General features: G+C 27.0%; 10 protein-coding genes. 2 read left to right on the top strand and 8 right to left on the bottom strand.

Features of this window, described 5'->3' with window-relative positions:
- The first annotated feature begins 1 nt into the window (after position 1).
- Positions 2–949, top strand: coding sequence for an arsenic resistance protein (locus ARA19_RS07610; RefSeq protein WP_055070383.1), 948 nt, complete (start codon positions 2–4; stop codon positions 947–949).
- Here ARA19_RS07610 and ARA19_RS17555 read toward each other — a convergent pair.
- From ARA19_RS17555 to ARA19_RS07590, 5 genes are all read right to left on the bottom strand, one after another.
- Positions 942–1,097: a MerR family DNA-binding transcriptional regulator gene (locus ARA19_RS17555; protein WP_147574380.1), complete on the bottom strand. Its 156-nt coding sequence runs from the start codon at positions 1,095–1,097 to the stop codon at positions 942–944. The two genes, ARA19_RS07610 and ARA19_RS17555, sit on opposite strands and share 8 nt — an antisense overlap.
- A 144-nt stretch (positions 1,098–1,241) precedes the next feature.
- Positions 1,242–2,573 carry an ABC transporter permease gene (locus ARA19_RS07605; RefSeq protein WP_055070382.1) on the bottom strand — a complete coding sequence of 444 codons (1,332 nt, stop codon included), beginning with the start codon at positions 2,571–2,573 and terminating at the stop codon, positions 1,242–1,244.
- 15 nt (positions 2,574–2,588) lie between these two features.
- Positions 2,589–3,923, bottom strand: a complete 1,335-nt coding sequence (locus ARA19_RS07600) for an ABC transporter permease (protein ID WP_055070381.1) — start codon at positions 3,921–3,923, stop codon at positions 2,589–2,591.
- Between the two features lie 3 nt (positions 3,924–3,926).
- Complete coding sequence (locus tag ARA19_RS07595; RefSeq protein ID WP_055070380.1) at positions 3,927–4,610, bottom strand: ABC transporter ATP-binding protein; 684 nt, start codon at positions 4,608–4,610, stop codon at positions 3,927–3,929.
- A gap of 435 nt (positions 4,611–5,045) precedes the next feature.
- Positions 5,046–5,396 carry a hypothetical protein gene (locus ARA19_RS07590; RefSeq protein WP_055070379.1) on the bottom strand — a complete coding sequence of 117 codons (351 nt, stop codon included), beginning with the start codon at positions 5,394–5,396 and terminating at the stop codon, positions 5,046–5,048.
- Positions 5,397–5,647: 251 nt separating this feature from the next.
- Here ARA19_RS07590 and ARA19_RS07585 point away from each other — a divergent pair, with 251 nt between their 5' ends.
- Complete coding sequence (locus ARA19_RS07585) at positions 5,648–6,283, top strand: FMN-dependent NADH-azoreductase (protein WP_055070378.1); 636 nt, start codon at positions 5,648–5,650, stop codon at positions 6,281–6,283.
- Between the two features lie 113 nt (positions 6,284–6,396).
- Here the strand turns inward: ARA19_RS07585 and ARA19_RS07580 are convergent, their stop codons facing one another.
- The 3 genes from ARA19_RS07580 to ARA19_RS07570 form a co-directional block, all read right to left on the bottom strand.
- Positions 6,397–8,079 (bottom strand): SWIM zinc finger family protein, encoded by a 1,683-nt coding sequence (locus ARA19_RS07580; protein WP_055070377.1) that lies wholly within the window; start codon positions 8,077–8,079, stop codon positions 6,397–6,399.
- Between the two features lie 197 nt (positions 8,080–8,276).
- Complete coding sequence (gene aspD / locus ARA19_RS07575) at positions 8,277–9,902, bottom strand: aspartate 4-decarboxylase (protein ID WP_055070376.1); 1,626 nt, start codon at positions 9,900–9,902, stop codon at positions 8,277–8,279.
- A gap of 322 nt (positions 9,903–10,224) precedes the next feature.
- Positions 10,225–13,506, bottom strand: coding sequence for a DEAD/DEAH box helicase (locus ARA19_RS07570; protein WP_055070375.1), 3,282 nt, complete (start codon positions 13,504–13,506; stop codon positions 10,225–10,227).
- Between the last annotated feature and the right edge of the window lie 99 nt (positions 13,507–13,605).

The raw sequence follows: 13,605 nt of genomic DNA, 5'->3' as shown, positions 1-13,605 counted from the left end.
AATGGACATAATAACTAAATTCCAAAGCTTAATAATATTATTATTGGCTTTACTGGGAATTTTCATAAGTAAAATTCCTATAATAGGTGACTTATCTGGCTACTTCATAACACCAACCTTAATGATAATGTTATTTTTAATATTCATCCAAATACCATTAAGAGATATAACAAACTCATTTAAAAATGTAAAATTCACCTTTACAGCACTTGGGATAAACTTTTTATGGACTCCTTTTATAACATTTATATTAGGTTTTATATTTTTAAGAAACTATCCAGATTTAAGAATAGGTTTTATAATGTTAACAGTAACACCTTGCACAGATTGGTATTTAATATTTACTGAAAAAGCTAATGGAAATGTTGCTCTTGGTGCTTCATTACTACCACTAAACTTTATACTTCAAGTGCTTTTATTACCTATATACATATTGTTACTTAGTGGTACATCCGTAAATATAAATATATATGAACTTTTAAAAGGAATTATAATAAGCTTAGTAATTCCTCTTATACTAGCAATATTATTTAGACAAATTATAATAAAAACAAAAGGAATAGAAATACTTGAAAATCATATAATTCCTAAGGCTTATGATTACCAAGGCTACTTTTTAGACATAGCCATTATAGCTATGTTTGCTTCCAAAGGTTCATTAATATTAAAAAATCCTAAGGTTTTACTAATAATATTAATACCATTGCTACTATTTTTTATAATCAACTTTCTATTTGGACAACTTATAGGTAGAGTTATAAAATTACCCTTTGAGGATAATGTAGCATTAAATCTAACAACATTAGCAAGAAATTCACCTATAGCCTTAACTATAGCAGTATCATCTTTTCCACATAAACCACTTATAGCATTAGCCCTAGTTATAGGTCCTTTAATAGAATTACCTGTTCTATTCATAATATCAAAGACCTTACTAAAGCTTAAATAAAAAAAGTATCTGTATTATTGCTAACAAGAAGCAAGTTCATACAGATACTTATATTTTTTATTATTTTATAGGTATTGATTTTATCATAGTACTTTAATGTTTTCGTAGATATATCACATAACTTAGCAAATTCACCTATTGTGAACATAAAAACTATCTCCCTTCAAGAATTTAAATAAATTATAAACCTTCCCATTAGGGCAATGTAAAGTAAAAATTTTTAATTATTTTTCTAGAAAAAAAGAGAATGTACCAAATTATAGATACATTCTCTCTGCCTTTTAATTAACTTTTATTCTTCATTAATGGTTTCTACAACATCCATTTTAGCTGCTCTTCTTGAAGGCATATATCCTGCAAGCAGAGATACTATAATAGCTACTATAAATCCAAGACCTAAATTATTTGATGTTAGACTTATAGTAAAATCTTTTCCTGTTGCTGATAACCACATATTTATTCCTTCTATACCTATAGCTGCTACTATACAACCTACTATTCCACCAATTATCCCTAAAATCAATGATTGCACTAAAAATATTAGGCTTATATTTCCTTTAGTAGCTCCAAGTGATCTCATTATACCAATCCATTTTCTCTTCTCCTGAATAGTCATGGTCATTGTATTAGCAAGACCTATGGCAGCCACTGCAATTACTATTATAGCTGCGATGTCTAAAATACTGCCTACAAAACCTGTAAATATACTTGCAAATCCAATAATTTCACCTAAATAAAATGTAGAATAACCTAAATTTTTATTAATACTCTTTACTATAGCTGGAATTTCACTTTGTGAATTAACATCTAAAGTTACCATAGAATAATTTGCTTTTACATCACTCTTATTTTTCCCTTGATAATAAGCATTTATTTCATTTGTTATGTTGCTAAGTGTTATTATATTTCCAGGGGAATATGCATTTTTCTCTGTGTAAACTCCTTTTATAGTTCCTGTTATAGTTAAAGGTTTTACCTCTGGCATTCCTGGTATATATGGCATTTTCACTGTTAAAGTTATTTTCTTTCCTACTACAGAATTATAATCTGTTATTCCCATATCTTTTATATAGCTTTCCTTAACTAAAAATTCATTAGGAGCTCCAGTTAAAGCTGTTCCTGCTACTATTTTACCTTCTTGTTTATAATCAAAGTTTTTATCATAGCCTAAAATTACAGCACTTTCACCAGTCTTATTAACTGATTCTATATTAACACTACTAACCTTAGATGCTTCATAAGCACTTAACTTTTGCACATTAGCAATTTTTGATAAACTCTCTAAAGTATCATTAGTTATAGGCTTTGTATTATTTTCTTCCTTAGGATTTAAAGGCACATTAGGAGTATAAGGTAATATTTGATTACTACTTTGTGACTGCCCTTGGAATTGTGTAGCAAAATTTGCATTAGCATTATATTTTTGTGGTAATACCATAACTTCATTCATATTTCCAAAACTCTCTATAAATGAGTTTGTAGTATTGGTAATACTAGTTCCTATACCTTGCATAGCAACTAAAAGCATAGTTCCTACAGCTATAGCTATTATAGTTAATATACTTCTTAATTTTCTTCTTCTAATATCCCTTGCAGACATAGAAATTCCATCTGAAAATTTCATAATTTATTCTCCTTTCTACTGTCTTAAAGCATCTATTGGATTTAATTTTGATGCTCTATGTGCAGGATAAATGCCAGCAATGACTGCTATTATTACAGAGAATACTATAGTTCCTAAAACAAGCCACCAAGGTATATTATTCATTATGGTAACGGAGTGTCCCTTTGAGCTAAAATTAGCTTCCATAGCCATAGTAATAATTCTAAATATTATAACACTTATTATAGAACCAATAACTCCTCCAACAAAACCAATGGCTCCTGATTGTACAATAAACATTGATCTTATTTCTGAATTACTAGCACCAACGGACTTCATAACACCAATACTTTTTGTTCTTTCGTTAACAGCCATAACCATGGTATTAACTATTCCTATAGCTGCCACAATTAAAACTATAATCCCTAATATAGATAAAACTAAAGTTATATTATTAAAACTGCTATTTATCTCCTTAGCTGTAGCTTCATTAGAAGTTGCACTATAACCTATATTTTTTATAGCATTAGTGATAGTAGTTACATCATTTATATTTTTTGCTTCCACAGTTACAGAATTATAACCATAGGTTTTCATGAAATTTGGAGTATATTGTAAGAACCCAGCAATATCAGCTGCATTAGTTTCATCCATAACTATATCATTACCATCTGGCATATACTTGCTCATAACACCTGCAACCTTAAAACTTTTCTTAAATGGTTTTACAGGAGTTCCATTAATATTGTTAATTTCTATAGTTATAGTCTTTCCTACTATATCCTTAGGATTAGTGACACCTAAAGAATTTAATAAGCTTTCTCCTACTAACACATCATTCTTATTTTCCTTTGTTAAATTCTGACCTGCAATAATTGGGTTAAAATCTTTATTACCTGAATTACTCTTAGCTGATTGAACTTCACTATTAAAGTAAATATCATTATTTAAATCATATCCCTTAATTCCAAAATTACCGTAATGAATTTTATTATCATAATTCACTTCAACTACTGTGGCACCTATTGATGCTTTAACACCTTCAACACCATTTAATTTTAAAATTTCATTTACAGTATTATTATCCATTTTCTTAAAGTTCTCTTTAAGCCACTTTGGCATATTTTCCATTGCTTCTTTGCTATTACTAGGCATTTGAGCATCAGCTTTTAAAGGATTAACTGTTATTTGTTTTGTGTTAGAACCACTATTTATAGTACTAACTAAAAACTGATTAAGCATAAGCCCTAGTGAAACCATAAGTAAAATTAATATAGAACCTATAGTAATTCCTAGAGAGGTAAAGAAAGTTCTTTTCTTTCTTCTACCTAAATCCCTAAAAGCCATAGAGACATTGTCACTAAACCTCATAGTCTACACCACCTTATTCACTTTATCACTTGTTATATTTCCATCCTTTATTTGAACAACTCTTTTAGCCTTTTCTGCCTCTTCAGGATTATGAGTAACCATGATTATTGTATAACCCTTATCATTTAAACTATAAAATAAATCCATTATATTCTTCCCTGTTTTTGAATCTAAATTTCCTGTAGGCTCATCTGCAAAAATTATTTTAGGATCATTAACTATAGCTCTGGCAATAGAAACCCTTTGACGTTGTCCTCCAGACATTTCATTTGGCTTATGCTTAGCAAGATGTGCAAGTTCAACCTTTTCTAAAGCTTCCATAGCTCTTTTTTTTCTTTCAGCCTTTCCCATTCCTGAAAAGATAAGTGGCATCATTACATTTTCAAGAGCAGTTTGGGTATTCTCTAAGTTAAAAGCCTGAAAAACAAAACCTATAGAACTATTCCTAAACCTAGACATTTCTTTATCCTTATATTTTGAAATATTTTTCCCATCAAAAAGAACCTCCCCCTCTGTAGGTCTATCCAATCCACCAACAATGTGCATAAGAGTAGACTTCCCAGAACCAGAAGGTCCTACTATAGCTAAAAATTCTCCCTCATCAATATTAAGAGATACTCCATTTAAAGCTACAACAATTTCCTTTCCCATTTTGTATTCTTTTCTTACATTTTTTATTTCTATCATTTGCCTATCTCCTCTTTAGTTATTTGGAATTAAGTCTTAGTTTATTTTATGTTCATCCTTAGTTTACAAATTTAATATATCATTGTCAAAGAAAAGACAAAGTGGCTGTATCAAATCAGCACCTTTTCATAAATATATTTTTTTCATCTGCCGAGATAGCTATGTAGGTACAAAATGCTGTGACCATTGAACTAGTACTAGAAGCTCTTTATTTTTGAACAATAGTTGCGTGAAAAAATTTCCACTGTTTGAGCAGAGTGAGTTTGGAAATTTTAGAAACTATTGTGGAAAAAATATTAGAGCTTCTTTACGTAGGTGAGTGGTCACAAATGATGAACCTATATAGCTAGATAAAAGGCAGAGAGAATGCATCTATAATTTGATACAGCCCCTATCTACCTTTTAATTTAGTATACAACTTTTTTTATTTTTTATTTATTGAGTTCTACTTTCCCAATCTTTAGGTGGTATAACTTCCCAATAAGTAATTATGTACTCTGATATGCCTTCCTTATTACTTTGACAATGTATATTCATTACTTGAAATCTATTATATAAAATTCTATTTATCCATTTTTCAACATCTGAACTGCTATTTATATCAATATTGCCTTCACGTATATCTCTCACTCTTATAACTGTTCTATATGTACCTGGGTTTTTAAACTCCTCAAAAGTTGCTTTTCTTAAAAACTTTTTAAGCTTTTTTTTTCTTTCTTCTTCCTCTCTTAGAAGTTCTTCATCTACTTCTATTTCTTCATTACTTCTAAATAATTTTTTAAGCATTAACATCGCCCCCTTTATTATAAGTATATAAACAATTTAATATAATTTAAAGTTATTATAGATAAATTTACTTATTTATATATATTATTCTTTGTTTATTTAAATTTATTAACTATATTCCTTAATTAATTGATATTTTATATATATTGAATTATTTGTGCCATGTACTATAAGGACGTATAATTAATATATATTTTGCAAAATACTATATTAATATCTTAGTTTGTAAAATTATGTTAGGAGAGATACAAATGACTACAGTACTTTACATTACTGAACACAATCAAAAAGAAAGAAAATCAATTTCATCATGGGTTGGAGAAAGGTTTTTACGTGAATATAAAAAATCTCATCCAGAAGATAAAATAATAACTATTAATTTATCTAAGGAAAATATTCCTTCAATTGATAATGAATTTGTTGACATATTCAACAAACTTAAATGTGGAATACAACCTTCTGACCTTACAACATCTGAACAAAATATAATATCAAAATTTAATAAATTTGCTGATCAATTTATTTCAGCAGACAAATATATTTTTGTTAACCCTATGTTTAATCATTTTTTACCAAACAAATTAAAAGCATATCTTGATGCTATTTCTATGATTGGAAAAACAATAAAATTCAACTCAAATGGTCCTATAGGATTATTAAAAGAAAAAAAAGCATTACATATCCAATCTAGTGGTGGAGTTTATAAACATAACGACATAGAAAGTAGTGACTTTGGACACAAATATTTAAAATACATAATGAACTTTCTAGGAACTGAAACTATAGATGGAATATTTATAGATGGTTTAGATGTTTATAAAGATAAAAGAGATTATCTAAAAAAACAAGCTTCAAAAAAAGCTATTGAATTAGCAAAAACATTCTAAAATAATAAAATTCCTCTGCCTTTAAATCGACTATATAGGTGCTTCCTTTTCACTACACACCTATATAGCCACCTTGGCAGATATTATTTGTAAGCATATATAAAAAACATAAATTACTCTCTTTTTAAATTCTCAAGTTCATCTAATAGAGCTGGTCTTTTTTTATTTTCCTCTATTAACTTATCAATTAACTTATTTCCTAATTCTTCTCCCATTAACTCCTTATAATTTTTTATACTTAAGCATAATTTTTTATATTCTTTTCTAGTAGAAGCTGCTCTTATTAGTTCAGATATATAACTTTTATAAATTTTTTTCACTGCATTGAACTTTTTATCTATTACCTTTGGTGCAAACTTTTCAATTTCTGCCTGATTCATTTCTAAATATTTGATTACAGCATCATAATCCTTTTCTTCGAATATTATATCAATATAAACCTTACCTGCATTAATAAATTCCTTGCTCATTTTTTCCTTAAATATAGGATAAAGATCTTTTCCTTCTTTTAAGTGGAGTTTCTTTATATCTATATAGAATTTAATATCATTACTTAATATTAAAAGTTCCATAGCTAAATCTACTTGTTCTTTTTTCATTTCTGCATTCTTATAAGCTTTATATCTTTCAACTTTCCACTTATAAATTTCTTCTTTACTTTTAGCCTTCTTTTCACCATCAAGTGCAAGTTCTATAACTTTCTTATAATCCTTATTCTTTTTAGCTGTTTTCATAAGCATCTCTCTAAAGTCTCTATAATCTATATGTTCTCTTATAAACTTTAACTCTTCTTCTTTACTTCCATAAGATTTAACTAAAGTAAATAGCATTGTTATGATTTTATCTTTTGCCTTTAAATCATAATCACTTTCATCTAAATCTTTTAGTATGCTATTAAGCTTATATTTAAGTTCTGTTCTTAATTTTTCATTATCAGCAAAATGCATAGATTGATTTAATATTTCTAATTTCCATTCTGTCCATAAATTATAAATATCTTTATCTACTTCTTCAAAGAATTTTTTAAATATCTTTTCTTTAACCCCTTCTGATAAATCATAGGATTCTACAATTATTTCATCAATGGATAAAATAGCTTTATTTATTACATCAAATAATGTTTTTCCTGGATCATCCATATAATCTGAAAGTCTTACTAAATTTTCTATTATATAAAGTATAATTTCTAAAGGAGCTACAACCTCATCATCATCATAGAACATATCCATAGCACTATCTAAAAGTTCTTCTATATCCTTTGAAAGAAAAATTATATTTCTATGTTCAATAAAACCTCCTCTTCCACTATACTTTCTTATAATAGTTTCTAATTGTTCTTTTACGCTATTTAACTCTATTTCTTCACTTATAGGTGAATATTTGTATATTATTTCATTTCTTATATACTTATTATTGATAGTATACTCTTTTATTATTTCTATAAGCTCCTCCTTTGTTCTTTCCTCTAATACTTTATTAAAATCTATTTTTTTAATATCTATATTGTTTTTTGTTACTGTCTTCTTATTAATTAATGACCTCAATCTAAAATAAACTGCCACAGCATGTTCACAGGCAGTTGCTATATTATTAGAACAATCACAATGAGTATAAAGAATATCACCATCATCACTTATTTCTACGTCTACTATGTAATCTAAACCTTTATTTTCAACACTCATAGCATAATGGTTTATTCCTTTATATATATCTACTATATTATTTTTTATATAGATTTCTTCACCAACTTCCAATATTTTACTATCAACATTTTTAACAAAATTATCTAAATTCATAAACTTAACTCTCCTACACTCATTTAACATCTTAATATTTTACTAAAAATATTATATCTAATTTTATCATTTTCGTTTATAACAATATTTTATATATTAAAGTATTTAAGACTTATTTACAATAAAAAAAGACTGTATTAACTAAATAAAAATCAAAAATTTCTATTTATAATACAATCTTTTGAATATTTAAAAAATTACACTAAAACTTTTGCTTCTTCAAACAAATCAATATATTCTTTTATTATGTCATGAAGCGCTGTTCCTATTTTAACATAATCCTCATCATTTAAATTGGCTAATGATACTCTAACTGACCATTCTGGTCCTTCAAATCCACCACAACCTAAAAGAATTATTCCATATTTATCAGCTAATTCTGTTAATATATCAACAGGTTTATACTGATTCTTTAAGTATGTAGCAAATTCTTCTCCATAATGACACTTTGACCACTCTATAAAATCAAGCTCTGCATAATATGCTGCATCATTTTCACATCTCTTAATCTCAAGACCTAATCCCTCATAGAATAACTTTTGTCTCTTATGACATATTCTATTTGTTAGCCTTCTATACTCACCTTTACTATCTAATAATGATAATAAACTAAAGAACGCCATTTGAACTTGTTGGGGAGTTGAAAGTCCTGCTGTATGATTTAAAGCAACTTGTCTACTATCAGCAACAATTCTATCTAAGAACGATACTTTTTCAATATTAGGTGTCATTTGAGCATATCTTCTTGCTATATCTTCTTTCTTCTCTTTTGGTAATTCTCTTAAAAGCTTGTCAAATATATTATTATCATGTAATGCTATAGTTCCTAATCTCCAACCTGTAACTCCAAAGTATTTTGAATAAGAATATACTCCTAAAGTATTAAAAGGTAGTTCAGACATCAATGACTTATAATCATCAACAAAAGTTCCATATACATCATCTGATATTACCATAAGGTCTTTATTATGGTTTTCAATGACTTCTATAATTTTATTAATACCTTCTTTATCTATGGCCATAGAACTTGGATTTCCTGGATTAACCATAAATAAAGCCTTTATATCATTATCTTTTAATTTTTCTAATTCACTATCTGGATATTGCCATAAACTATAACCATTAATAGAAGCTTCCTTAGCCTTTATTGGTACTATTTCAAAATCATAATTTGGAAGTAAAGGTATTTCTAAATAAGGTGTAAATACTGGAACCATAATAGCTATTTTATCTTTTTTCTCTAAAAGATGATTAGCTACTAAAGAATCAAAGACATAACACATTGCTGCTGTAGCACCCTCAACAGCAAAGACATTAAAATTTCCACCCTTCTCCTTATTATATTGTAATTCTTTCATTAAATATTGACGTACTATATCCTCAACATACACAAGCATTCTATCTGGTGATGGATAATTATCTCCAATTATTCCTTCAACTAATTCATAGATAAATTCATCGCCATCATAACCCATTACTTTAATACCGTAATTTATCATTTCTTCTAATAAATCAATGGATTTTAAGTTTTTATTATCTTCTAAGAATTTTTCAAATCTCTTATGTATTCCCTTTTTAATGGCCATTCCACCTAAATAAGAATCACTCCAAACTCTTCTTGATTCTTCCATTGCAAAATATCCAAAAGTGAAAAATGCCTCTCTTGGTGTAACTGATACCCAGTTAGGATTTCCTCTACCAGCATCTAGTATTTCATCAGATTCTTTTGAGTTTTCCTTTGCTAATTCCATAAGTATATCTTTAAATTCAAAAGGACTTACTTCTTCATATATTTTATCTATGTCTTTTTCCTTTAAGTTCATTTTTTATACCTTCCTCCTACACTACCAAAGCTCACTACTTATTCACTTCATAAGTAATCTATATATTTTTTAAATTCACGTAATGAATAATTAATTTTTTTTAAATTTATTGTTAATAAATATATATTATATACCCTTTTATCAAAAAATCCTTTTTATCCTTTTGATGAAATAATAATAAAACCTTGATTATTTAGATACTTAAATAAATAATCAAGGCTCAAAAATCTATTTTCCCATATATTAAACTGTATAAATATTATTTTTATATTTTAATTAAATTTATGCATTTTTTTTATAAAATGAAATATTAATTTCATTATTAATTAAATAGTTCTAATATTTCTTCCTCTGTCAGAGAACTTAACAATGTTCCATTCTCATAATTACTTCCCATTATGTTATCTATTATTTCCTTTTTACTTTCTTGTAACTTTAATATTTTTTCTTCTATAGTTCCCTTACCTATTAATTTAATAACCTCAACAGAATTTTTTTGCCCCATTCTATGTGCTCTATCTGTTGCTTGGTCTTCTATAGCTGGATTCCACCAGGGGTCAAAGTGCACAACTGTTGAAGCTCCTGTTAAATTCAAACCTGTTCCTCCAGCCTTTAAAGAAATTAAAAATATATTTTTTTCTTCATCTTCATTAAATTTATTAACCATTTCTATTCTAGAACTAGCCTTTGTTCCACCATCTAAATAATAATAACCTATTTCTTCTTCATCAAGCTTTCTCTTAATCACATCTAAAACTGATGTAAATTGTGAAAATAATAATATCTTTTTATTATTCTCTATTCTATCTAGTATTATCTCCATAGCAACATCTAACTTGCTATTTTCCCCATCATAATCTTCCATAACTAAAGATGGATCTAAACATATTTGTCTAAGCTTTGTTAAATAAGAAAGTATAGTTATTTTATTGTTATCTTCTTCTCCACTTGAAAGTTTATTTTTAACATCCTCTGCAAAGGCTTTATAAACCTTCTTTTGTCCTTCACTCATTTCAATAAAGAACTTTTTCTCAACTTTTTCTGGCAATTCTAACATTACATCTTTTTTCAATCTTCTTAAAATAAATGGTTTTATCATTGCTCTAAGCTTATTTATATCTCCATCTTTCCCCATAAATTTATCTTGAAACTTACTTTTATTATATAAGTATGTAGGCATTACGTAATCAAATATTGACCAAAGTTCCATTAAATTATTTTCTATAGGTGTACCAGTTAAAGCAAACTTTACTTTTGCATTTATTGCTTTTACAGCTTCACTACTTAAAGAACTGTAATTTTTTATATTTTGCCCTTCATCTATAATTGAAAAATCAAAGCTTTTATCTTTATAAAATTCAAAATCATTTTTCAAAGTACCATAAGTAGTTAAAATTACATCATAATCTTCAAAGACCTTCATTCCTTCTTCTCTTTCACTTTTATTTCCATGTAAAAGTAATACTTTCATAGAAGGTGCAAATTTTTCAAATTCATCCTTCCAATTATAAATAAGTGAAGTAGGGGTTACTATTATAGTTTTTTTATTTGGTTCTGATAATAAAAATACTATAGTTTGAATAGTCTTCCCAAGTCCCATTTCATCAGCTAATATTCCTCCAAAGGAATAGGTACTTAGATTTTTAAACCACTTAAATCCTTCTCTTTGGTAATCTCTAAGAGTTCCATTAAGTAAATCTGGTATACTATAATCTATTTCTTTGTTTTCTATTATGTCTTTAGCTAAATCTCCTAATATTTTTCTTCCTTCTATTACTGAACTATCTGTTAATTCTTTATTTAAGTATAACACTCTATTTTTATGGATTTTCATATTCCTTTTAAAAGAATTATTATCAATAGTTAAATCATCTAAAATATTCAAGAAATCAGTGACAATCCTATCCTCTAAATTTATAAAACTTCCACTTTTAAGCTTATAAAATTTCTTATTTACCTTTAAAGCTTTTAATATATTTTTTATCTCTTCATCCTTCATGTCACCTATATTAAAATTAAATTCTAAATATCCTAGATTACTTTCCTTTATTTCTGCCTTAATGGATGAACCCTTATAAAGCTTTTGACTAGCAAAACTTTCTGAATAATACACTTCACCTAAAGACTCTAATTCTTCTATACCATCCTTTAGGAAATAATATAAATCCTCATCACTTCCCTTAAAAACAAATTTATCACCTTCAATGAAGAATTTATATTCTTCTAAAAGCTCTTTTCCCTCTTCTTCTCTTAATAAATCTCTTATTATTAAGTTTTCTTTATTATATCCCTTTATATAATCAAAGCTTTCATCTCCATAAATAACCTTCATAGATAACCAAATACTGCTTCTACTTTTATCTAAATAAAACTCTAATTTTAAATCTTCCCTTACCATATTTTTTGTTATATTTGAATCTATTTTTATATTTTTTGCTCCATCCTCTATTTTAGGTACAACATATGTAAATAAATCTCCTATAGCTTCCTTTTTAAAGGCTATGCTATCTTTACTTAAAAGTTCCTTATGAAGCTTACCATAAACTGTTTTTTGTTCTCTATTTATAAGATAGATATTTCCTTCATATAAATAAACTTCTCCATAAGAATCTAATATTTTAGGTGTAGACTCCATTATATTTTTTATTTCAATATTATTTTCATTTTCTACTATCTCTAACTCTAAAGGTATATTTTCTTCTTTTATGTAATAAAGTTTTTCCTCACCATCATAATTTATATTAATTCCTCTATGAGAAATTATTTTTAGAAATCTTCTCATAGAACTAGGTAATAGTTTTAAAGTTTTTCCCTTAATTAAATCGCTACCATATCTTCTATAGCTACTACTAAACATATTATCTAAATCAATTTGTTCTCTTATAAAATTAATTAATCTTTCATCTTTTTCAGAAAAATGATGAATTTTTCCATTGAAAGAAAAGTTCTTCCCATAATCCAAGTTAAGTCCTTTATCCATTGCATTTATAAAAGCTTCTATATCTTTTAAAACATAAAGCTTATCTAAACCTACTCTAAAGCCTACTTCATAAAACTTAATACCATCATAAATATCATCAGTACTTAAAGTCATATAAGTTTCTATATTCAATATTGTCTTATTATCCTCTTTTAATTTAAGGTCTTTTAAGAATCTTTCTCCAAAATCTTCCCCATCATCAATATTCACCTTTTTAGTTAAGCCATTATTGTAATTATTAGCATCATAAATTTTATCCTTCCAAATAGAGAACTTCTCTTCATTTAGCTTTTTATTCATTTTCTCTAAATAAGCTAATCCTGTTGCAGCTAAATGCTTACAAAAATATAAAGAATGAAGATCACTATTTTTCTCAAAATCCATACAATCACAACTAGTATAAACTAAACTGTTATTATTCAAATCTATGGAAATATTAGTTGAATATTCACTAAGACTACTTTCAGAACTAACCTTACCGTATATATCTAAAGCATTAAACTCTTTATCTTCATTAACATTAATACTTTTAACAAGTCTCGAATTAAAACATCTTTTTCCCTTTTTATAATTACTAGAGCTCATATTCTTAGCTAGAATAATTTTATACTCCTCTATATTCAACTATCTCACTCCTTTAAAATATACTAAATCTTATTATATCATAAAGGTAGACTTAATTCAGATAGAGTTTTTACTCTATCTGATTGCTTAGTCTACCTT

Origin of the sequence: Clostridium massiliamazoniense (genome assembly GCF_001403635.1) — a bacterium.
In the GTDB taxonomy this organism is placed as follows: Bacteria; Bacillota; Clostridia; order Clostridiales; family Clostridiaceae; genus Sarcina; species Sarcina massiliamazoniense.
Note: the sequence above shows the minus strand (reverse complement) of the source record. Positions and strands in the feature narration are given on the sequence as shown.

Excerpts from the sequence above, each read along its gene's own strand:
- ARA19_RS07610 (WP_055070383.1), top strand. The coding sequence starts at position 2 with ATGGACATAATAACTAAATTCCAAAGCTTAATAATATTATTATTGGCT.
- ARA19_RS17555 (WP_147574380.1), bottom strand. The coding sequence starts at position 1,097 with ATGTTCACAATAGGTGAATTTGCTAAGTTATGTGATATATCTACGAAA.
- ARA19_RS07605 (WP_055070382.1), bottom strand. The coding sequence starts at position 2,573 with ATGAAATTTTCAGATGGAATTTCTATGTCTGCAAGGGATATTAGAAGA.
- ARA19_RS07600 (WP_055070381.1), bottom strand. The coding sequence starts at position 3,923 with ATGAGGTTTAGTGACAATGTCTCTATGGCTTTTAGGGATTTAGGTAGA.
- ARA19_RS07595 (WP_055070380.1), bottom strand. The coding sequence starts at position 4,610 with ATGATAGAAATAAAAAATGTAAGAAAAGAATACAAAATGGGAAAGGAA.
- ARA19_RS07590 (WP_055070379.1), bottom strand. The coding sequence starts at position 5,396 with ATGCTTAAAAAATTATTTAGAAGTAATGAAGAAATAGAAGTAGATGAA.
- ARA19_RS07585 (WP_055070378.1), top strand. The coding sequence starts at position 5,648 with ATGACTACAGTACTTTACATTACTGAACACAATCAAAAAGAAAGAAAA.
- ARA19_RS07580 (WP_055070377.1), bottom strand. The coding sequence starts at position 8,079 with ATGAATTTAGATAATTTTGTTAAAAATGTTGATAGTAAAATATTGGAA.
- aspD (WP_055070376.1), bottom strand. The coding sequence starts at position 9,902 with ATGAACTTAAAGGAAAAAGACATAGATAAAATATATGAAGAAGTAAGT.